20 protein-coding genes are annotated in these 20,239 nt (G+C 60.9%); 1 reads left to right on the forward strand and 19 read right to left on the reverse strand.

The genetic code is table 11. The features are described from left to right. Positions 1-142: 142 nt before the first annotated feature. From ACA046_RS23880 to flhA, 9 genes are all read right to left on the reverse strand, one after another. Positions 143-883 (reverse strand): flagellar motor protein, encoded by a 741-nt coding sequence (locus ACA046_RS23880; RefSeq protein WP_010166125.1) that lies wholly within the window; start codon positions 881-883, stop codon positions 143-145. Continuing rightward, positions 883-2,004: a protein-glutamate methylesterase/protein-glutamine glutaminase gene (locus tag ACA046_RS23885; protein WP_258347150.1), complete on the reverse strand. Its 1,122-nt coding sequence runs from the start codon at positions 2,002-2,004 to the stop codon at positions 883-885. Before ACA046_RS23885 ends, ACA046_RS23880 begins: the two co-directional genes overlap by 1 nt. Before the next feature lie 49 nt (positions 2,005-2,053). Next, on the reverse strand, positions 2,054-4,276 hold the full coding sequence (locus ACA046_RS23890; protein WP_459022910.1) for a chemotaxis protein CheA: 2,223 nt from the start codon (positions 4,274-4,276) through the stop codon (positions 2,054-2,056). An 11-nt stretch (positions 4,277-4,287) separates the two neighbouring features. Then, complete coding sequence (locus tag ACA046_RS23895) at positions 4,288-5,076, reverse strand: protein phosphatase CheZ (protein ID WP_063028114.1); 789 nt, start codon at positions 5,074-5,076, stop codon at positions 4,288-4,290. A gap of 18 nt (positions 5,077-5,094) precedes the next feature. After that, positions 5,095-5,469: a chemotaxis response regulator CheY gene (locus ACA046_RS23900; RefSeq protein ID WP_005790040.1), complete on the reverse strand. Its 375-nt coding sequence runs from the start codon at positions 5,467-5,469 to the stop codon at positions 5,095-5,097. Positions 5,470-5,639: 170 nt separating this feature from the next. Beyond that, positions 5,640-6,380, reverse strand: a complete 741-nt coding sequence (gene fliA / locus ACA046_RS23905; protein WP_010166121.1) for an RNA polymerase sigma factor FliA — start codon at positions 6,378-6,380, stop codon at positions 5,640-5,642. Beyond that, on the reverse strand, positions 6,377-7,210 hold the full coding sequence (gene fleN, locus ACA046_RS23910) for a flagellar synthesis regulator FleN (protein ID WP_003192912.1): 834 nt from the start codon (positions 7,208-7,210) through the stop codon (positions 6,377-6,379). Before fleN ends, fliA begins: the two co-directional genes overlap by 4 nt. Positions 7,211-7,330: 120 nt before the next feature. Then, complete coding sequence (flhF, locus tag ACA046_RS23915) at positions 7,331-8,647, reverse strand: flagellar biosynthesis GTPase FlhF (protein WP_017477470.1); 1,317 nt, start codon at positions 8,645-8,647, stop codon at positions 7,331-7,333. 11 nt (positions 8,648-8,658) lie between these two features. Continuing rightward, a complete protein-coding gene (gene flhA, locus ACA046_RS23920) occupies positions 8,659-10,773 on the reverse strand; it encodes a flagellar biosynthesis protein FlhA (RefSeq protein ID WP_218585839.1) in 2,115 nt (704 codons plus the stop codon). 452 nt (positions 10,774-11,225) lie between these two features. On the opposite strand from flhA, the gene ACA046_RS23925 reads away from it, so the two are divergent. Continuing rightward, positions 11,226-11,528, forward strand: a complete 303-nt coding sequence (locus tag ACA046_RS23925; protein WP_497675118.1) for a DUF6124 family protein — start codon at positions 11,226-11,228, stop codon at positions 11,526-11,528. A gap of 460 nt (positions 11,529-11,988) precedes the next feature. Here ACA046_RS23925 and flhB read toward each other — a convergent pair whose 3' ends face one another. From flhB to ACA046_RS23975, 10 genes are all read right to left on the reverse strand, one after another. Next, entirely contained in the window at positions 11,989-13,125 is a 1,137-nt protein-coding gene (gene flhB / locus ACA046_RS23930) for a flagellar biosynthesis protein FlhB (protein ID WP_093207489.1), read from the reverse strand. A gap of 3 nt (positions 13,126-13,128) precedes the next feature. Further along, on the reverse strand, positions 13,129-13,905 hold the full coding sequence (gene fliR, locus ACA046_RS23935; RefSeq protein ID WP_076015158.1) for a flagellar biosynthetic protein FliR: 777 nt from the start codon (positions 13,903-13,905) through the stop codon (positions 13,129-13,131). A 13-nt stretch (positions 13,906-13,918) separates the two neighbouring features. Next, entirely contained in the window at positions 13,919-14,188 is a 270-nt protein-coding gene (gene fliQ / locus ACA046_RS23940) for a flagellar biosynthesis protein FliQ (RefSeq protein WP_003214552.1), read from the reverse strand. Between the two features lie 3 nt (positions 14,189-14,191). Then, positions 14,192-14,935, reverse strand: a complete 744-nt coding sequence (gene fliP / locus ACA046_RS23945) for a flagellar type III secretion system pore protein FliP (RefSeq protein WP_003214554.1) — start codon at positions 14,933-14,935, stop codon at positions 14,192-14,194. Beyond that, positions 14,935-15,369 (reverse strand): flagellar biosynthetic protein FliO, encoded by a 435-nt coding sequence (gene fliO, locus ACA046_RS23950; RefSeq protein ID WP_167663644.1) that lies wholly within the window; start codon positions 15,367-15,369, stop codon positions 14,935-14,937. Before fliO ends, fliP begins: the two co-directional genes overlap by 1 nt. Position 15,370: 1 nt before the next feature. Further along, positions 15,371-15,838 carry a flagellar motor switch protein FliN gene (gene fliN, locus ACA046_RS23955; RefSeq protein WP_063028102.1) on the reverse strand — a complete coding sequence of 156 codons (468 nt, stop codon included), beginning with the start codon at positions 15,836-15,838 and terminating at the stop codon, positions 15,371-15,373. Between the two features lie 34 nt (positions 15,839-15,872). Then, a complete protein-coding gene (gene fliM / locus ACA046_RS23960; protein WP_010166091.1) occupies positions 15,873-16,841 on the reverse strand; it encodes a flagellar motor switch protein FliM in 969 nt (322 codons plus the stop codon). A 9-nt stretch (positions 16,842-16,850) separates the two neighbouring features. Then, the gene (fliL, locus tag ACA046_RS23965; RefSeq protein ID WP_459022918.1) at positions 16,851-17,351 is read right to left on the reverse strand and encodes a flagellar basal body-associated protein FliL; all 501 of its coding nucleotides are present in this window, start codon (positions 17,349-17,351) and stop codon (positions 16,851-16,853) included. Between the two features lie 223 nt (positions 17,352-17,574). Next, entirely contained in the window at positions 17,575-18,945 is a 1,371-nt protein-coding gene (locus ACA046_RS23970; protein ID WP_497675119.1) for a flagellar hook-length control protein FliK, read from the reverse strand. A gap of 931 nt (positions 18,946-19,876) precedes the next feature. After that, entirely contained in the window at positions 19,877-20,224 is a 348-nt protein-coding gene (locus tag ACA046_RS23975) for an Hpt domain-containing protein (protein WP_076015153.1), read from the reverse strand. Between the last annotated feature and the right edge of the window lie 15 nt (positions 20,225-20,239).

Consider the following 20,239-nt stretch of genomic DNA (forward strand, 5'->3'; position numbering starts at 1 on the left):
AGGCGATTACCTCCGCAAAACAAATCAACTGTAGGAGCGAGCTTGCTCGCGAAAATCGTCAACGATAACGCGGGCATCCTGGATGAACGCGTTGTTCTCGGGTTTTTCGCGAGCAAGCTCGCTCCTACAGGGTTCATGACCATCAATCCATGAAGCCCTGGAGCTTCAATTCGATGGAGCGTGGGTTTTCACCCTCGGCAATCGAGAGGATGCCTTCCAGCAACATCTCGCGATAACGCGACTGGCGCATGGCGATCGACTTGAGCTTGCTGGCCACCGGCAACAACACCAGGTTGGCACTGGCCACGCCGTAGATGGTGGCGACGAACGCCACGGCAATCCCGCTGCCCAGTTGCGACGGATCGGCCAGGTTGCCCATCACGTGGATCAAGCCCATCACCGCACCGATGATGCCGATGGTCGGCGCGTAGCCGCCCATGCTTTCAAAGACTTTGGCGGCGTTGATGTCGCGGCTTTCCTGGGTGTAGAAATCCACTTCCAGGATGCTGCGAATCGCTTCCGGCTCGGCGCCGTCCACCAGCAATTGCAAGCCTTTGCGTGCGTAGCTGTCGGGCTCGGCATCGGCCACGCCTTCCAGGCCCAGCAGGCCTTCCTTGCGCGCTGTGAGGCTCCAGTTAACCACGCGGTCGATGCCACCCGGCAAGTCGACACGTGGCGGGAAAATAATCCAGATAAGGATCTGCATCGCGCGCTTGAACGAACTCATGGGCGATTGCAGCAAGGCTGCGCCCACGGTGCCGCCGATCACGATCAACGCCGCCGGGCCGTTGGCCAGGGCACCCAGGTGGCCGCCTTCGAGGTAGTTGCCGCCGATAATCGCGACAAACGCCATGATGATGCCAATCAGGCTCAATACATCCATTACAGGCAGGCCTCCACCAGATGCTTGCCGATGTCGTCCAGGCTGTAGACGGCGTCGGCCAGGTCGGCTTTGACGATGGCCATGGGCATGCCATAGATCACGCAGCTGGCTTCATCCTGGGCCCAGATCGCGCTGCCGCCCTGCTTGAGCAAACGTGCGCCTTCGCGGCCGTCGGCACCCATGCCGGTCAAGACCACCGCCAGAACTTTGTCGCCGTAGGACTTGGCTGCGGAACCGAAGGTGATATCCACACACGGCTTGTAGTTCAGGCGCTCGTCACCCGGCAGGATTTTGATCGCGCCACGGCCATCGACCATCATCTGCTTGCCGCCAGGGGCCAGCAGCGCGAGACCCGGGCGCAGGATGTCGCCATCCTCGGCTTCCTTGACGCTGATGCGGCACAGCTTGTCCAGGCGCTCGGCAAAGGCCTTGGTGAACGCGGCCGGCATGTGCTGGATCAACACGATCGGGGCCGGGAAGTTGGCCGGCAGTTGGGTCAACACCCGCTGCAAGGCAACCGGGCCGCCGGTGGAGGTACCGATGGCCACCAGCTTGTAGGCTTTGCGCTTGGGAGCAGGCGAATGCGCCGTGGGCGCAGCCGTACGCACAGGCGCTGCGGCCGGACGCGCAACCGGCGCAGGCGCCGGGCGACCAAAGGTGCTCGGGGCTGCCGGGGGCGGTGTAACAGGTGCCGGCGCCGGCGCACTGAACAGGCTGCGACGGTTACTGCGGGAGATGCTGTGCACCTTCTCGCAGAGCATCTGCTTGACCTTCTCGGGGTTGCGCGAGATGTCTTCGAAATTCTTCGGCAGGAAGTCCACCGCGCCGGCGTCCAGCGCATCCAGGGTGACCCGGGCGCCTTCGTGGGTCAGCGAGGAGAACATCAACACCGGAGTCGGGCAGCGCTGCATGATGTGCCGCACCGCCGTGATGCCGTCCATCATCGGCATCTCGTAGTCCATGGTGATCACGTCTGGCTTGAGGGCCATGGCCTGATCGATCGCCTCTTTGCCGTTGGTGGCCGTACCGACCACCTGGATATTGGAATCCGATGAAAGAATTTCCGAGACGCGGCGGCGGAAGAAACCTGAATCGTCCACCACCAGGACCTTGACTACCATAAACACTCCGTTAGGCCGGGCGAGGGACAACCGCCCTGCCCGGGCCGAATCAAATACGCCGTGCGGCGTAACGCTTGAGCATGCTCGGAACATCCAGAATCAGCGCGATCCGACCGTCACCGGTAATGGTCGCACCCGACATGCCCGGGGTTCCCTGCAGCATTTTGCCCAAAGGCTTGATGACCACTTCTTCCTGGCCCACCAGTTGATCGACGACAAAGCCGATACGCTGGGTGCCCACGGAAAGAATCACCACATGGCCTTCGCGCTGCTCTTCATGCTTGGCCGAAGCCACCAGCCAGCGCTTGAGGTAGAACAGTGGCAGCGCCTTATCGCGCACGATCACCACTTCCTGGCCGTCCACTACGTTGGTGCGCGACAGGTCGAGGTGGAAGATTTCGTTGACGTTGACCAGCGGGAAGGCGAACGCCTGGTTGCCCAACATCACCATCAGGGTTGGCATGATCGCCAGGGTCAACGGCACCTTGATGACGATCTTCGAGCCTTGGCCCTTGGTCGAGTAAATGTTGATCGAGCCGTTGAGCTGGCTGATCTTGGTCTTCACCACGTCCATGCCCACGCCACGGCCCGACACGTCGGAAATCTCGGTCTTGGTGGAGAAGCCCGGGGCGAAGATCAGGTTGTAGCACTCGGTGTCAGTGAGACGGTCGGCGGCGTCCTTGTCCATCACGCCACGCTTGACCGCGATGCCCCGCAGGATATTCGGGTCCATGCCTTTGCCGTCATCGGTGATCGACAGCAGGATATGGTCGCCTTCCTGTTCGGCCGCCAGGATCACTTTGCCCAGACGGTTCTTGCCCGAAGCTTCACGTTCTTCCGGGGACTCGATGCCGTGGTCGACAGCGTTGCGCACCAAGTGGACCAGCGGGTCGGCCAGGGCCTCGACAAGGTTTTTGTCGAGGTCGGTTTCTTCACCCACCAGTTCCAGGTTGATCTCTTTCTTGAGCTGGCGTGCCAGGTCGCGAACCAGACGCGGGAAGCGGCCGAAGACTTTCTTGATCGGCTGCATCCGGGTCTTCATGACAGCGGTTTGCAGGTCGGCGGTGACCACGTCGAGGTTCGACACGGCCTTTTGCATGGCCTCATCGCCGCTGTTCAGGCCCAGGCGCACCAGGCGGTTACGCACCAGCACCAGTTCGCCGACCATGTTCATGATGTCGTCCAGGCGCGCGGTATCAACCCGCACGGTGGTTTCGGCTTCACTGGCTGGTTGCTTGTCTGCGGCCGGAGCAGCAGCGGCACGCGCGGGCGCGGGCGCCGGTGCAGGTTTTGCAGCCACCGGTGCAGCGGCCTTGGCAGCCACCGGAGCCGGCGTTGCAACCGCAGTGGCCGCTGTAGCAGCCGGTGCAGCAGCGCCGGCCACTTCGGTGAACTTGCCCTTGCCATGCAGTTCATCCAGCAGGGCTTCGAATTCGTGATCGGAGATCAGTCCATCGGCAGCCGGTGCAGCGGCAGCAGCAGCGGCGGGTGCGGCAGGTGCAGCGACTGCTGCAGCAACTTCCGGCAGTGCATCGGCAGCAAACGAGCCTTTGCCATGCAACTGGTCCAGCAACGCTTCAAATTCGTCATCGGTGATTTCGTTGCTGGCAGGCGCCGCTGCTTCCGCTGGCGCTGGCGCTGCGGCCACCGCGTCCGGGGCAAACTGGCCCTTGCCGTGCAACTGGTCGAGCAATGACTCGAACTCGGCGTCGGTAATGTCTTCGGTGGTCGGCACCATGGCCGGCGCACTGGCCGCCGGAGCTTCGGCTTCGGCCTTGACGGCGTTCAGCGAGTCCAGCAGTTGTTCGAATTCGCTGTCGGTCACGTCGCCCGCAGGCTCGGCGACAGGCTCAGCCACCGCCTCGACCACCGGCGCATTGGCCGCAGGTTCTGCCAGGCGCGCCAGGGCGGCCAGCAGTTCCGGGGTGGCGGCCGTGATCGGTGCACGTTCGCGCACTTCACTGAACATGCCGTTGACCGCGTCCAGCGCTTCCAGGATCACGTCCATCAGTTCCGAGTCGACGTGCCGCTCACCCTTGCGCAGGATGTCGAACACGTTCTCGGCGATGTGACAGCACTCCACCAGCTCGTGGAGCTGGAGGAAGCCGGCGCCCCCTTTTACAGTGTGAAAACCGCGAAAAATTGCATTGAGCAGGTTCGCATCATCCGGTCGGCTTTCCAGCTCGACCAGTTGTTCGGACAGTTGCTCTAAAATTTCGCCGGCCTCTACAAGGAAATCCTGAAGGATTTCTTCATCGGCGCCGAAGCTCATGGGTGTGCTCCTTAGAAGCCTAAACTGGACAGCAAATCGTCTACGTCGTCTTGCCCGGATACAACGTCTTCACGTTTATCGGCATGAATCTGCGGACCTTCACCCTTGGCGAGGTGTTTTTGTGGATCTTTTTCAGAAAGGATCGCTTCGCGGTCATGTTCGATGCCGGCAAACCGGTCAACTTGACCCGCCATCAACACCAGTTTGAGCAGGTTGCTTTCCACTTCGGTGACCAGTTGGGTCACGCGCTTGATCACCTGACCGGTGAGGTCCTGGTAGTCCTGGGCCAGCAGAATGTCATTGAGGTTGCTGGAAACCGTGCGGTTTTCCTGCTCGCTGCGGGACAAAAAGCCTTCAACCCGACGCGCCAGCTCACGAAACTCTTCAGCGCCCACTTCCCGACGCATGAACCGGCCCCAGTCAGTGCTCAGGGCCTTGGCTTCACTGGCCATACCGTTGACCAGAGGCGTGGCGTTTTCCACCAGGTCCATGGTGCGGTTGGCCGCCGCCTCAGTCAGCCTGACCACATAGGACAGGCGTTCGGTGGCATCCGTGATCTGCGAGATTTCTTCGGCCTGGGGCATGTGCGGGTCAATCTGAAAATTGACAATCGCACTGTGCAACTCACGGGTGAGCTTGCCCACTTCCTGGTACAGGCCGCGGTCACGGGTCTGGTTGAGCTCATGGATTAACTGCACCGCGTCACCGAACTGGCCTTTTTCTAGGCTTTCGACGAGTTGGTGGGCATGTTTTTTCAGGGTCGACTCGAAGTCGGCCTGCGATGATTCTTTATGCTCCATAGCTCCCCCGTGGCAGCATCAATGACCGATGCGTTCGAAGATCTTTTCGATCTTCTCTTTCAAGGCCAGTGCAGTGAATGGCTTGACCACGTAGCCGTTAACCCCGGCTTGGGCGGCTTCGATGATCTGTTCACGCTTGGCTTCAGCGGTCACCATCAGCACAGGCAGGCTGCGCAGTTTTTCATCCGCGCGCACGTGGCGCAGCAGATCGATACCGGTCATGCCCGGCATGTTCCAGTCCGTTACCAGAAAGTCAATGCTCCCGCTGTTGAGGATCGGAATCGCCGTAATGCCGTCATCCGCCTCGACCGTGTTAGTGAACCCAAGGTCACGCAACAGGTTTTTTATGATCCGCCGCATCGTTGAGAAGTCATCAACGATGAGGATTTTCATGTTCTTGTCCAATTCGACCTCCAAGCAGTCTTAAACGCGCCCAGCACCTGGGCGCGCCATATCAATCAACAGGCGTTACACAAAAAGGACTACCGGGGGCGCACCACGGGCCAAGCCCGTCCGGGCGCAGCGCCCGGACGGTATCGTTCGCAGTGTCCCCACACTGCCTGTCAGCGCGCTCGCCACTCTCCCAAACGCCCCCGCAAGCGGGCCGCGCACTGGCTGTGTAACTGGCTGACTCGCGATTCGCTGACTCCCAGGACCTCACCGATTTCCTTGAGGTTCAGCTCTTCGTCGTAGTACAGCGCCAACACCAGTCGCTCACGCTCCGGCAAATTGGCAATCGCGTCCGCCAGCGCAGTCTGGAAGCGTTCATCTTCCAGATCGCGTGACGGTTCGAGATGAGCACTCGCGCCGTCCTCGTGCAGCCCTTCATGTTCGCCGTCCTGCAAAAGGTCGTCGAAACTGAACAGGCGGCTGCCCAAGGTATCGTTCAAAATCCCGTAGTAATCGTCGAGACTCAATTGGAGTTCGGCCGCAACTTCATGATCTTTAGCGTCGCGACCGGTTTTTGCTTCAATTGAGCGAATTGCGTCACTTACCATGCGCGTATTGCGGTGTACCGAACGCGGCGCCCAATCACCTTTACGCACTTCATCGAGCATGGCCCCACGGATACGAATACCCGCGTATGTCTCGAAACTTGCGCCCTTGCTCGCGTCGTATTTGGTCGACACTTCGAGCAAGCCGATCATCCCGGCCTGGATCAAGTCTTCGACCTGGACACTGGCGGGCAGGCGCGCCAGCAAGTGATAGGCAATGCGCTTGACCAGGGGCGCATAGCGCTCGATCAATTCGACTTGACTGTCACGTGCCGACTTCTTGTAAAGGTTGTAGCCGCTGGCTGTCATAGCACCGGTCCTGCGCTCGTCTGATGCACCAATCGCTCGACGAAAAACTCCAGATGCCCACGCGGGTTGGCGGGCAACGGCCAGGTATCGACCTTCTGGGCAATAGCCTTGAACGCCAATGCGCACTTCGAACGAGGGAACGCTTCATAGACCGCACGCTGCTTTTGCACGGCCTTGCGTACGCATTCGTCGTAGGGAACTGCGCCAACGTATTGTAAGGCGACATCGAGGAAGCGATCTGTGACCTTGGTCAACTTGGCGAACAGATTCCGGCCTTCCTGGGGGCTTTGGGCCATGTTGGCCAGCACGCGGAAGCGGTTCATGCCGTAGTCGCGGTTGAGCAGTTTGATCAGCGCGTAGGCGTCGGTGATCGAGGTCGGTTCGTCGCACACCACCAGCAACACTTCCTGGGCTGCGCGCACGAAGCTGACCACGGACTCGCCGATCCCGGCGGCGGTGTCGATCACCAGCACGTCGAGGTTGTCGCCAATGTCGCTGAACGCCTGAATCAGGCCGGCATGCTGCGCCGGGCTCAGGTGCACCATGCTCTGGGTGCCGGACGCGGCCGGCACGATGCGAATCCCGCCGGGGCCTTGCAACAGTACGTCGCGCAGCTCACAGCGGCCTTCGATGACATCGGCCAGGGTATGTTTGGGCGTCAGTCCCAGCAGAACGTCAACGTTCGCCAGACCCAGGTCAGCATCCAGCAGCATGACGCGACGGCCAAGCTCTGCCAGGGCCAGGGACAAATTCACTGACACGTTAGTTTTTCCGACGCCACCTTTGCCGCCGGTCACCGCGATCACCTGTACGGGATGCATGCTGCCCATTTTATTTCTTTACCTTGTCTTGCTTAGACGCAGGCTACATGACTTGGCCGCGCGAACTGCTGGCAGACCATCGATGTAGATACTTTGCACTGTCATTTGTAAATTAAAGGCCATGTTGCCTCAGCCGACACGTTTGTTCGGGCTGTGGTAGAGGTCAGCAAACATGTCAGCCATCGCTTCCTCACTGGGTTCTTCCTGCATTTGCACGCTGACAGCCCGGCTGACCAACTGATGACGGCGCGGCAGATGCAAATCATCCGGAATCCGCGGCCCGTCGGTCAGGTAAGCAACCGGTAATTCATGACTGATGGCCAGGCTCAACACTTCGCCCAGGCTCGCCGTCTCATCCAGTTTAGTCAGGATGCAGCCCGCCAGCCCACAGCGCTTGTAGCTGTGATAGGCGGCGGTCAATACCTGCTTCTGGCTGGTGGTAGCAAGTACCAAGTAGTTTCTGGATTTGATCCCGCGCCCGGCCAGGCTTTCCAGCTGCATGCGCAGGGCCGGGTCGCTGGCTTGCAGGCCGGCGGTGTCGATCAGCACCACGCGCTTGCGCAGCAGTGGATCGAGGGCGTTGGCCAGGGACTGGCCCGGGTCGACGTGGGTCACCGGCACATTGAGAATGCGGCCCAGGGTCTTGAGCTGTTCCTGGGCGCCAATGCGGTAGCTGTCCATGCTCACCAGCGCGATGTTCTGTGCGCCGTACTTGAGCACGTAACGTGCGGCCAGCTTGGCCAGGGTGGTGGTCTTGCCCATGCCGGCAGGGCCGACCATGGCAATCACGCCGCCTTCTTCCAGGGGTTCGATTTCCGGGGTGACGATCATCCGCGCCAGGTGGGCCAGGAGCATGCGCCAGGCCTGGCGAGGTTCTTCAATTTGCGTGGTCAGCTGTAGCAGGTCGCGGGACAACGGGCCGGACAGACCGATGCGTTGCAGGCGACGCCACAGGTTGGCCTGTTGCGGCTGGCTGCCCTGCAACTGGTTCCAGGCCAGCGAGCCCAATTGCACTTCCAGCAGTTCACGCAGGCCGTTGAGTTCGAAACGCATCGAGTCGAACACTCGCTGGTCTACCGCTGCCGCCGGGGCGGGCGCAGCAGGACGCGGCGGCTCAACAAAAGTCGGTTCTACCAGAGGCTCGGACGCCGTCAGCGGCAACCCGGCAAACAGCTGGCGATTGGTGGAGGCGTCGCTGTCGCCACGCATGCTCAATTCAGCCTGGGCCGAGACAATGCGCGAAGCGGTCTTGCGCAGCTCGTCTTCCAGTTCCATGTTCGGCACACGCGGCGCCAGGGCCGAGGGTTTGTAATCGAGGGCAGCCGTCAGCTCGACACCGCCGGCAATACGACGGTTACCGATAATCGCAGCGTCGGCGCCCAGCTCATCACGTACCAGTTTCATGGCCTGACGCATATCGGCGGCGAAAAAACGCTTCACTTGCATATCCCACTACCTCAGCCGTTGGGCCCTACTGTCGCGACGATAGTCACTTGCTTATTGTCAGGAATTTCCTGGTAAGCCAATACATGCAAATTCGGTATAGCCAGGCGTCCAAACCGCGACAACATCGCCCGGACGGGGCCAGCCACCAGCAGGATCACCGGATGGCCTTCCATTTCCTGGCGCTGCGCGGCCTCAATCAACGAACGCTGCAGTTTCTCAGCCATGCTTGGCTCCAGCAACACGCCTTCATCAGCGCCCTGCCCAGCCTTCTGAATACTATTGAGCAATATTTGTTCCAACCTTGGTTCCAAGGTGATCACAGGCAGCTCAGAGTCAAGCCCTACAATGCTTTGGACGATTGCACGCGACAATCCGACGCGCACTGCGGCCACCAGGGCGGCAGTATCTTGACTCTTGGCGGCGTTGTTGGCGATAGCTTCGGCAATACTGCGAATGTCCCGTACCGGCACCTGTTCGGCCAACAGCGCCTGCAGCACCTTGAGCAGTTGCGAGGTAGACAGCACGCCCGGCACCAGTTCTTCGGCGAGCTTTGGCGAGGCTTTGGCCAGCAATTGCAAGAGTTGCTGGACTTCTTCGTGGCCAATCAGCTCGTGGGAATGCTTGTACAGAATCTGGTTGAGGTGCGTCGCGACCACGGTGCTGGCGTCGACCACGGTATAGCCGAGCGACTGCGCCTGGCTGCGCTGGCTGATTTCGATCCAGACCGCTTCCAGGCCAAAAGCCGGATCTTTGGCGGTAATGCCGTTGAGCGTACCGAACACCTGGCCCGGGTTGATCGCCAGTTCGCGGTCCGGGTAGATCTCGGCTTCGGCCAGGATCACCCCCATCAAGGTCAGGCGGTAGGCGCTGGGGGCCAGGTCGAGGTTGTCGCGGATGTGCACGGTGGGCATCAGGAAGCCCAGGTCCTGGGACAGCTTCTTGCGCACGCCCTTGATCCGCGCCAGCAATTGGCCGCCCTGGTTGCGATCCACCAGGGGAATCAGGCGGTAGCCGACTTCCAGGCCGATCATGTCGATCGGGGTCACGTCGTCCCAGCCCAACTCCTTGGTTTCCTGGGCCCGGGCCGGTGACGGCAGCAGTTCCTGCTGGCGTGCGACTTCCTGTTGGGCAATCACTTTGATGTTGTTTTGCTTTTTCCAGAACAGATACGCACCGCCTGCCGCCAGCGCCGCCATGCTCAAGAAGGAGAAATGCGGCATACCCGGGACGATGCCCATGATCGCCATGATGCCAGCCGCCACGGCCAATGCCTTGGGCGAGGCAAACATCTGCCGGCTGATCTGCTTGCCCATGTCTTCGGAGCCCGAAGCACGGGTCACCATGATCGCCGCTGCTGTAGATAACAACAGTGATGGCAATTGCGCCACTAAACCGTCACCGATGGTCAGCAGGGCGTAAACCTTGCCGGCGTCGCCGAAGGTCATGCCGTGCTGGAAGATGCCGACTGCCATGCCGCCGATCAGGTTGATAAACAGAATCAGCAGGCCGGCGATGGCGTCACCGCGCACGAATTTGCTGGCACCGTCCATGGAACCGTAGAACTCGGCTTCCTGGGCGACTTCAAGACGGCGGGATTTGGCCTGGTTCTGGTCGATCAGGCCGGCGTTGAGGTCGGCGTCGATGGCCATCTGTTTGCCGGGCATCGCGTCGAGGGTGAAACGCGCGCTCACCTCGGAAATCCGCCCGGCGCCCTTGGTCACTACCACGAAGTTGATGATCATCAAGATCGCGAAAACGACGATACCGACCACGTAGTTACCGCCGATCACCACCTCACCGAAGGCCTGGATCACCTTGCCTGCGGCGGCGTGGCCGTCCTGGCCGTGGAGCATCACCACCCGGGTAGAGGCCACGTTAAGCGCCAGCCGCAGCAGCGTGGCGATCAGCAGAATCGTCGGGAATACCGCGAAATCCAGCGGTCGCAGAGCGTACACGCACACCAGCAGCACGACCACGGACAGCGCGATGTTGAAAGTGAAGAACACGTCCAGCAGGAACGGCGGCATTGGCAACATCATCATTGCCAGCATCACCAGCAACAACAACGGCACACCCAGATTGCCTCGCGAGAGGTCAGTCAGGGTGCCACGTGCCGTGTTGAGCATTTGAGAACGATCCACCGGTATTCCTCGTTTCCTTGAAGCAAACTTTTGACGCCGGGAGGCGTCCTGGAGGCGGTATTGCAAGAAGCCTTCCAACTTTTGCTTGAGGGAGCAGATCGGCCTCGCGGGCAGCAAAGAGCTACCGCCGTACACACATCACCTGTGGCGAGGGAGCTTGCTCCCGTTGGGCTGCGCAGCAGCCCAAGAACGGCATACGCGTTTTGCCTGAATAACCGCGATAACTTTATTTGGGGGCGCTTCGCACCCCAGCGGGAGCAAGCTCCCTCGCCACACAAGCCCGTTCGCGGGAGATGGCGAAACATCCGACAGGTATTTAGAGTTGCTGGTGGGAAAGTCGATCTCTAGTCTTCGGGCACCGCTGCAAACGCAGCGGGCGGGCGTCGCGGCCCGAGTGAATTCAGGGTACCTCCAGCATATTCTCCAGGAGCGTCACCATGACCAAAACAACTTCCCATAACCTGCGCAACGCCGAAAAAGGCGCTATCGAAGATAGCCATTCCTCCTCCCACAACGCCCCCGTCGTGCTATTCACCGTCATTGATGGCCTCAGCACCGAAGACCTGCTGGTCAACCTCACCGAAACACTGGCTTCAGCCCATGCGCTGACCTGCGACTTTGCCTTTGAACTGGAAGGATCGCGGCGGGAAGGCGCGCTGGGGATTGCGCAGTTGATTGAGGTTGGGCGGTTGCTGGCTGATCGGCTACTGGATGACATAGCGCCCTCGCCAGCGACTTAAACGTTGCCATAGGCAATTCCGGGAACACCCAGGAGATTTTTTGTTGCCTTGACGGACGCCTTCGCGAGCAAGCCCGCTCCCACATTGGACCGTGTACCTTCTGTAGAAACGCGGTCGAATGTGGGAGCGCCCTCGTCTGCGATTTAAACGTTGCCAGATGCAATTGCGGGAACGCTCAGGAGTTCTTTGTTGCCTGGGCGGACGTCTTCGCGAGCAAGCCCGCTCCCACATTGGACCGTGTACCTTCTGTAGAAACGCGGTCGAATGTGGGAGCGCCCTCGCCAGCGAGTTAAACGTTGCCAGATGCAATTGCGGGAACGCTCAGGAGTTTTTTGTTGCCTGGGCGGACGCCTTCGCGAGCAAGCCCGCTCCCACATTTGACCGTGTACATTCTGTAGAAACGCGGTCGAATGTGGGAGCGGGCTTGCTCGCGAAGAGGCCGGCACAGACGCTACAAAACTCAGGAATCCCGACGCAAATCCGGTGGAATCGGCAGGTCTTTGAGCGGATCCGGACGCTTACCCTTGCCCGCGCGGTACTGGCGGATCTGATACACGTACGCCAACACCTGAGCTACCGCCAGATACAACCCGGCCGGAATCTCCTGGTCCAGGTCGGTGGAGTAGAAAATCGACCGCGCCAACTCCGGCGACTCCAGCAGCAGGATGTCATTGGCCACGGCAATCTCACGGATTTTCAACGCCGTGAAATCACTGCCCTTGGCCAGCAACATCGGCGCCCCGCCCTTCTCCGGGTCGTACTTGAGCGCCACGGCGTAGTGAGTCGGGTTGGTGATAACCACGTCGGCGTCGGGAACGGCAGCCATCATCTTGCGCTGGGACATCTCGCGCTGCAGTTGGCGAATCCGCTGTTTGACCTCGGGCCGGCCTTCCTGGTCCTTGTGCTCGTCGCGCACTTCCTGCTTGGTCATCAGCAGTTTCTTATGGCTTTCCCACAGCTGGATCGGCGCGTCCACCGCGGCAATGATGATCAACCCACAGGCCATCCACAGCGAACTCCAGCCCACCACTTGCACGCTGTGGATGATCGCCAGCTCGATCGGCTCATGGGCGATGCGCAGCAGGTCGTCGATGTCGGACGACAACACCGTCAACGCCACAAACAGGATCAGGATGAACTTGGCCAAGGCCTTGAGCAGTTCCACCAGGGCCTTGGTGGAAAACATCCGCTTGAGCCCGGGCCCCGGGTTCATGCGGCTGAATTTGGGCGCCATGCTGCCGGCGGCAAACAGCCAGCCACCGAGGGAAATCGGGCCGATCAGTGCGGCCAGCAACAAGGTGATCAGGATCGGTTGCACCGCGAGGATCGCGATCTTGCCGGAGTGCAGCAGGTACAAGCCCATGGCACCCGGGCTGAGCAGCACCTCACGGGGCAGAGAGAAGTTCAGGCGCATCAACTCCATCAGGTCCAGGGCCAGGCCACCGCCGTAGATCAGCAGGCCACCGGAGCCGGCGAGCATGATCGCCAGGGTGTTGAGCTCTTTGGAACGGGCAATCTCGCCCTTTTCCCGGGAGTCCTTTTTACGTTTCTCCGTGGGGTCTTCTGTTTTGTCCTGGCCACTCTCGCTCTCGGCCATGGCTTACCGCGCCCGCGCCAAGTCACGTAAAAACTGCAGGGCGTCAGTCGCAAGCGGTTGATACTGATTGAGAATGTCAGCCATGCCGACCCAGAAAATCCCCATGCCCAGCACCAGGGTCAACGGGAAACCGATGGAGAAGATGTTCAACTGCGGCGCCGCCCGGGTCATCACGCCAAAGGCAATGTTGACCACCAGCAGCGCGGTGATCGCCGGCAATACCAGCAGCAACGAGGCGCCGAGCACCCAGCTCAGGCGCCCCACCAACTCCCAGAAATGATTGACCACCAACCCGCTACCCACCGGCAAGGTGGTGAAGCTTTCGGTCATGACCTCGAAAACCACCAGGTGGCCGTTCATGGCCAGGAACAGCAAGGTCACCAGCATCGTCAGGAACTGCCCGATCACCGCCACCGACACGCCGTTGGTGGGGTCGACCATGGACGCGAAGCCCATGCCCATCTGGATCGAGATGATTTGCCCGGCAATCACGAAGGCCTGGAAGAACAGCGTCAGCGAGAAGCCCATCAAGGCGCCGATGATGATTTGCTCGGCGATCAGCATCAGCGCACTGAGGTCCAGGGCATTCACCGGCGGCATCGGCGGCAACGCCGGCACAATCACCACAGTAATTGCCACCGCGAAATACAGGCGAATGCGCCGCGGCACCAGGGTGGTACCGAACACCGGCATGGTCATCAGCACCGCCGTGACCCTGAACAACGGCAGGATGAACGAGGCCACCCAGGTGCTGATCTGGGTGTCGGTCAACGCCAGCATCGAATTCACGGGGTCAGCCGATCAACTGCGGAATACTGCCGTACAGCTGCAGGATGTATTCCATGAAGGTTTGCACCAGCCACGGGCCGGCAACGATCAAGGTGATCAGCATCACCAGCAGGCGCGGCAGGAAGCTCAGGGTCTGTTCGTTGATCTGGGTCGCGGCCTGGAACATCGCCACCAGCAGGCCCACCAACAGGCTCGGCACCACCAGCACGGCGACCATCATGGTGGTCAGCCACAGGGCTTCACGAAACAGGTCGACCGCTACTTCTGGCGTCATCGTCTACACCCCACCGAAACTGCCGGCCAGGGTGCCGATAATCAGCGCCCACCCGTCCACCAACACAAACAGCATGATCTTGAACGGCAACGAAATGATCAGCGGCGACAGCATCATCATACCCATGGCCATCAGCACACTCGCCACGACGAGGTCGATGATCAGGAACGGAATGAAGATCATAAAGCCGATCTGGAACGCAGTCTTCAGCTCCGAGGTCACGAACGCCGGCACCAGGATGGTCAGCGGCGCCATGTCGGGGCTGGCGATGTCGGTACGCTTGGACAGCCGCACGAACAACTCAAGGTCGCTGGAGCGGGTCTGCGACAGCATGAAATCCTTGATCGGGCCCTGGGCCTTGTCGATCGCATCCTGGGCGGTCATTTTCTCCGCCAGGTACGGTTGCAGGGCTTGCTGATTCACCTTGTCGAACACCGGCGCCATGATGAACAGCGTCAGGAACAACGCCATGCCGGTCAGGATCTGGTTCGACGGCGTCTGTTGCAGGCCGAGGGCCTGACGCAGAATCGAGAACACAATGATGATGCGGGTGAAACTGGTCATCAGCATCACGAACGCCGGGATGAAGCTCAGCGCGGTCATGATCAGCAGGATCTGCAGGCTGACCGAATACTCCTGTGCGCCCGCCGCGTTGGTGCCCAGGGTGATCGCCGGGATCGACAACGGGTCCGCCGCGTACGCCAGCGGCGCTGCCAGCAACAGCATGAGCGTCAATAAAACGCGCATTACTTCTTATCCTTCTGATCCTTGCCCAGCAACTCCATGAGGCGCTGGGCGAATTCCGGCGTGGCCGCTTGGGTCTGCGCCACTTCCACAGGCTGCTTGAGCACGTGCAACGGTGTGATGCGGCCGGGGGTGATGCCCAGCAGGATCTGCTCTTCGCCGACTTGCACCAGCACCAGCCGGTCCCGCGGGCCAAGGGCGCGCGAACCCACCAGCTCAATCACCTGAGCATTGCCCGGGCCGATGCGCTGTACGCGGCGCAACACCCAGGCGAGCACGAAGATCAGCCCCACCACCAACAACAAGCCCAGCACCAGTTGGGTCAGTTGCCCGCCAACGCCACTGCCGAGCGCCGGCGCGGCCGCCTGGGCGACCGGTTCTGCTGCCAGTACGCTCAAAGGCAGCGTCGATAACAGTCCTACCAATGAGCGCTTCATATCAACGCAACTTCTTGATGCGTTCGCTCGGGCTGATCACGTCGGTCAGGCGGATGCCGAACTTCTCGTTGACCACCACCACTTCGCCATGGGCGATCAGCGTGCCGTTCACCAGCACGTCCAGCGGCTCGCCGGCCAGGCGATCCAGCTCGATCACCGAACCCTGGTTGAGTTGCAGCAGGTTGCGGATGTTGATTTCGGTGCTGCCGACTTCCATGGAGATCGACACCGGGATGTCGAGGATCACGTCCAGGTTCGGACCGTCCAGGGTCACCGGCTCGTTGTTCTTCGGCACGCTGCCGAACTCTTCCATGGGAAGGCGGTTGCCCACCGGTGCGGTGGCCGCATCGGCCGCCAGCAGCGCGTCGATATCGTCCTGGCCGACATCGCCGGTTTCTTCCAGCGCAGCCGCCCACTCGTCAGCCAGGGCCTGGTCTTCGGCGGAAGTGTTTTCGTGTTCAGTAGCCATTACATGTCCTCGGCGGAGCAGAAATTAGTGTGGATCAGCGACGGTTGATCGGCTCAATCACTTGCAACGCGAGGTTGCCTTTGTGAGAACCGAGCTTGACCTTGAACGACGGCACGCCGTTGGCGCGCATGATCAGTTCTTCCGGCAGTTCGACGGGAATCACGTCCCCCGGCTGCATGTGCAAAATATCCCGCAAACGCAACTGGCGACGGGCCACGGTGGCGCTCAGGGGTACGTCGACGTCCAGCAGGTCTTCGCGCAGGGCCTTGACCCAGCGTTCGTCCTGGTCGTCGAGGTCGGACTGGAAGCCCGCATCGAGCATTTCGCGCACCGGCTCGATCATCGAGTACGGCATGGTGACGTGCAGGTCGCCGCCGCCACCATCGAGTTCGATGTGGAAGGTGGAGACCACAATGGCTTCGCTGGGGCCGACGATGTTGGCCATGGCCGGGTTCACTTCCGAGTTGATGTACTCGAAATTGACTTCCATGATCGCCTGCCAGGCTTCCTTCAAGTCGATGAAGGCCTGTTCCAGCACCATGCGCACCACGCGCAATTCAGTCGGGGTGAATTCACGGCCTTCGATCTTGGCGTGACGACCGTCACCGCCGAAGAAGTTATCCACCAGCTTGAACACCAGCTTGGCGTCGAGGATGAACAACGCGGTGCCGCGCAGCGGCTTGATCTTGACCAGGTTGAGGCTGGTGGGCACGTACAGCGAGTGCACGTATTCACCGAACTTCATCACCTGCACACCGCCCACCGCCACGTCCGCCGAGCGGCGCAGCATGTTGAACATGCTGATGCGGGTGTAACGGGCGAAACGCTCGTTGATCATCTCCAGGGTCGGCATACGTCCACGGACGATGCGATCCTGGCTGGTCAGGTCGTAGCTTTTGACGCTGCCGGGCTCGGCAGCCATTTCGGTCTGTACCAGACCATCGTCGACGCCGTGGAGCAGCGCATCGATTTCATCCTGGGACAGCAGGTCCTGCACGGCCATGTCGTGATCCTACTGCAATACGAAATTAGTGAAGAGCACCTGCTCGATCACCGGTTTGCCGACTTCCTTCTGGGCCACTTCCTGCACGCTGGCAGTGACCTTCTGGCGCAGCATTTCCTGGCCCACCGGAGTGGCGAGGGTGTCGAAGCCTTGTGCGGAGAACAGCATCACCAGGTTGTTGCGGATCACTGGCATGTGCACCTTGAGGGCATCCAGGTCTGCCTGGTTCCGCGCCAGCAGGGTAATGCTCACCTGCAGGTAGCGTTGACGGCCGTTCTGATTGAAGTTGGCGACAAACGCCGGAAGCATCGGCTCGAAGATTGCCGGTTGCTTGACGTTAGGGTTGACCTCGGCCGTCGCGGCCGGTTTGCTCTGGGCACTGTGCATGAAGTACCAGGTAGCCCCCACGGACAGGCCAATCGCCAGGAACAAGGCCAGGACAATCAGCAGGATAAGCTTGAGCTTGCCCTTGCCTGCGGGTGGTTTTGCTACGTCGTCGCTCTTCGCCATGCCAATAATCCGTCACTATTCAGGGATTCATAGTTCTGGGGAAAGGCAAGAGCAAGTGTTATGCCAGAGTTGTCTGTTTGATCACGGTTTCGCCGACACTGCAAAACCAATGTGGGAGCGGGCTTGCTCGCGAAAGCGGTGGGTCAGTCTATAAAAAGGTGACTGATCCACCGCTTTCGCGAGCAAGCCCGCTCCCACATTTCGATCATCGCCAGGCTTTGGATCAGGCGTAATAGTCCACGGCGCTGGAGCCAATCACTGACTGCAACACCGGCGCGGCAACTTCAGCCACCTCACCGATGCCACCCCCATCAGCCCCATCGCCCCGCCCGCCACTGCCACTGACGCCACGTGCCTGGTTCTGCTGTTGTTGGTCCTGGCCCTGCTGACCCTGCCAGCCACGGGACTGGTCGGACACGTTGACGTCGACCTGGCCCATGCCCTGCTGGGCAAACATCTCCCGCAGGCGGCCTGACTGGCTTTCCAGTGCTTCACGAACCACCGCATGACCACTCATGAAGGTGACCTGCGCCTGTTGATCGGCGGACATTTTCACACTGATGTCCAAACGACCCAGCTCAGCCGGTTGCAGCTGGATTTCTGCCGACTTGAGGTTGGCGCTGGACAGGTACATGACCCGGTTTACCACCTCGTCGGTCCAGCCGCTCTGGTGCATGGCCAGTGGTGCGTTGGCCACCGGTGGCAGGGCATTTGCGGTTTTCGGGGTGGCGGCCTGGGTCAGCGCGGCGAGGCGGTTGGCGAAATCGTCGACACGGGTGTCGCTGCGGGCGTCTTTCAGGTCTTTGAGGCCGCCATCGATCAGGCCGGTGAAGGCTTTGTCGCCGCCCTGGTCGGTGCTGTCCTTGGTCGCTTGCTGGTCGACCATGCTGGCCAGGCCAGTGGCGAAGTTTTGCGCGGCCGTTGGCTGGTCCTGGGTCGGGGCCGGCGTGCCTTTGGCTGGCGTTTGGCTGCTGGCGGACACGTGACCGCCCTGTTCCATGGCCAGGCGTACGGCGGGCATTGCGTCCAGCGGGTCGGCTTCTGGGTCGAAGGCCGGCTTGGCGTCGTCGGTAGCGGCCAAGGGTGGCGCTACTACTGGCGGGGACTTGTCATCTTTCGCCGCGACCGGTGCCGGTGTTTCGACGGGTGCTGGCGTTGCGGGTACCGGGACAGGCACTACCGCGGCCATCAGCGCCGGGTCGACGGCTGGGTCGACCGGGGGTTGCTGGGCCAGGGTTGGGTCGTCTGCCGGGGCCGGGTCGTCGGTCTTGGCGGTGGTGTCCGGGGTGTCGGACTTGGCCGGCGGGGTGGCAGGCAAAGTCTTGCCGTTATCGGCAACTGATGGAGTGCCGGCGGCAGGCTTGTCGTTGTTGGCGGCGGGCTTGGTGCTGGCGTCCGCAGGTTTGTCGCGGGTCGATTTGGTGGTGGTGTCGGTGGGTTTTGCCGAGGGCGCGGGGGCTTGCTTGGCGAACACCTGAGCGAAGCCCGGGGCCTTGTCCCGCGGGTCCGCAGCCACTGCCGGTGGATTGGCAGCGGGCGCTTGAGGCTTGGCCGCTGGGGCCGCCTGCAGGAGCGAATTCGGGGTGATTGCCATAGATAAGAGTCTCCGCCGCACAGGGGTCGAGGGTGCGGTTACAGGAGGTAGAGCAAGAGTTGGGCCAGGTTTTGGTTTGGGGGTGTATATCCGTTATTTGGGGGATGGCTTGTATGGGTTCCGCTCTTACAGCGGGTCACTTTTGAAAGGAGCCCAAAAGTAACCAAAAGGCTCTTGCCCCACCACTCGGCACCTCGCCTAGGCTCGGTGTGCCCTCACTCCGGCAGCACGAAGCGGGCCGCCGCGACGGGGCGTCCCTGCCCCGTCGCGGCTAAACCGGCGTCCTGCCGGTTTACCCGCTCCGTACTGCCTACGTTCGGCCAGCGTGGTTTAACGGGGCGCCTAAGATCAAGATCAAAAGCAGATCAAGGGCACAGCGGCCTACAGGCCGGCTTGAGTGTGGTGAAGCAACAGCAACAGCAACAGCAAAACCAGAAGCGGGCACGGTCCAAATGTGGGAGCGGGCTTGCTCGCGAAGGTCGTTAACGATGACGCGGGCATCCTGAATGAGCGCGGCGCCCTCAGGTTTTTCGCGAGCAAGCCCGCTCCCACAGAAAAGCAGCCCTGCTTTCGCTCTGGATCTTGCCTCTGCTTCTAACACTCAAGCCGGCCTGTAGGCCGCTGTGCTCTTGCTTTTGATCTTGATCTGACTGCCCCATTCAGCCCGAGGCCGAACGCAGGTATTGCGGAGCGGGTAAACCGGCAGGACGCCGGTTTACCCGCGCCGGGCCATGGATGGCCCGTCGCGGCGACCCGCGGAGCAATGCCGGAGTGAGGGAACGCCGAGCCACAGCGAGGCGCCGACAGGCGGGGCAGAGCGTTTTGGTTACTTTTGACTGGGCCGGCATTCCGGCTTTTCAAAAGTGACCCGCTGTAAGAGCGGAACCATAAGCCGCCGTTACCCAAATAACGGATATACACACCAAAAGCGTCAAAGCTGAAACCGCCCCCGCTCATGCTCATACAACGGCCGCACCAGCGAAAACTCCTGGTCAATCTCGTCCACCAACCCCCCAAGGTCCGCATGCACAGGCTTGGCCGACGTATCCTCGAGCAACTGACAAAGCTCAGCCAACCGCACCGCCCCAAGGTTACCGCTGCTCCCCTTAAAGCTATGCGCAATCCGCCCCAACGCCTTGGCATCATCACGAGCCCTGCGCAGCGCCTCTACCCGCTTCTGCGAGTCATCGAGAAACGTGTCGAGCAACTTCGGATACTCACCCTCCATGACCTCCTGCAAGCCAGTCAGCACATCGGGGTCCAGATGAATCTCTGCCACTTGTTCGCTCCTTGA

The sequence above is a fragment of the Pseudomonas sp. LBUM1641 genome (genome assembly GCF_059716235.1).

What these genes read in the sequence shown, in the direction of transcription:
- ACA046_RS23925 (WP_497675118.1), top strand. Translation starts at nt 11,226, where the DNA reads ATGACCAAAACAACTTCCCATAACCTGCGCAACGCCGAAAAAGGCGCT.
- ACA046_RS23880 (WP_010166125.1), bottom strand. Translation starts at nt 883, where the DNA reads ATGGATGTATTGAGCCTGATTGGCATCATCATGGCGTTTGTCGCGATT.
- fliO (WP_167663644.1), bottom strand. Translation starts at nt 15,369, where the DNA reads ATGAAGCGCTCATTGGTAGGACTGTTATCGACGCTGCCTTTGAGCGTA.
- ACA046_RS23900 (WP_005790040.1), bottom strand. Translation starts at nt 5,469, where the DNA reads ATGAAAATCCTCATCGTTGATGACTTCTCAACGATGCGGCGGATCATA.
- fliL (WP_459022918.1), bottom strand. Translation starts at nt 17,351, where the DNA reads ATGGCGAAGAGCGACGACGTAGCAAAACCACCCGCAGGCAAGGGCAAG.
- fliQ (WP_003214552.1), bottom strand. Translation starts at nt 14,188, where the DNA reads ATGACGCCAGAAGTAGCGGTCGACCTGTTTCGTGAAGCCCTGTGGCTG.
- fliR (WP_076015158.1), bottom strand. Translation starts at nt 13,905, where the DNA reads ATGCTGGCGTTGACCGACACCCAGATCAGCACCTGGGTGGCCTCGTTC.
- flhA (WP_218585839.1), bottom strand. Translation starts at nt 10,773, where the DNA reads ATGCTCAACACGGCACGTGGCACCCTGACTGACCTCTCGCGAGGCAAT.
- fliN (WP_063028102.1), bottom strand. Translation starts at nt 15,838, where the DNA reads ATGGCTACTGAACACGAAAACACTTCCGCCGAAGACCAGGCCCTGGCT.
- flhB (WP_093207489.1), bottom strand. Translation starts at nt 13,125, where the DNA reads ATGGCCGAGAGCGAGAGTGGCCAGGACAAAACAGAAGACCCCACGGAG.
- ACA046_RS23890 (WP_459022910.1), bottom strand. Translation starts at nt 4,276, where the DNA reads ATGAGCTTCGGCGCCGATGAAGAAATCCTTCAGGATTTCCTTGTAGAG.
- fliP (WP_003214554.1), bottom strand. Translation starts at nt 14,935, where the DNA reads ATGCGCGTTTTATTGACGCTCATGCTGTTGCTGGCAGCGCCGCTGGCG.
- fliA (WP_010166121.1), bottom strand. Translation starts at nt 6,380, where the DNA reads ATGACAGCCAGCGGCTACAACCTTTACAAGAAGTCGGCACGTGACAGT.
- fliM (WP_010166091.1), bottom strand. Translation starts at nt 16,841, where the DNA reads ATGGCCGTGCAGGACCTGCTGTCCCAGGATGAAATCGATGCGCTGCTC.
- ACA046_RS23885 (WP_258347150.1), bottom strand. Translation starts at nt 2,004, where the DNA reads ATGGTAGTCAAGGTCCTGGTGGTGGACGATTCAGGTTTCTTCCGCCGC.
- ACA046_RS23970 (WP_497675119.1), bottom strand. Translation starts at nt 18,945, where the DNA reads ATGGCAATCACCCCGAATTCGCTCCTGCAGGCGGCCCCAGCGGCCAAG.
- flhF (WP_017477470.1), bottom strand. Translation starts at nt 8,647, where the DNA reads ATGCAAGTGAAGCGTTTTTTCGCCGCCGATATGCGTCAGGCCATGAAA.
- ACA046_RS23895 (WP_063028114.1), bottom strand. Translation starts at nt 5,076, where the DNA reads ATGGAGCATAAAGAATCATCGCAGGCCGACTTCGAGTCGACCCTGAAA.
- fleN (WP_003192912.1), bottom strand. Translation starts at nt 7,210, where the DNA reads ATGGGCAGCATGCATCCCGTACAGGTGATCGCGGTGACCGGCGGCAAA.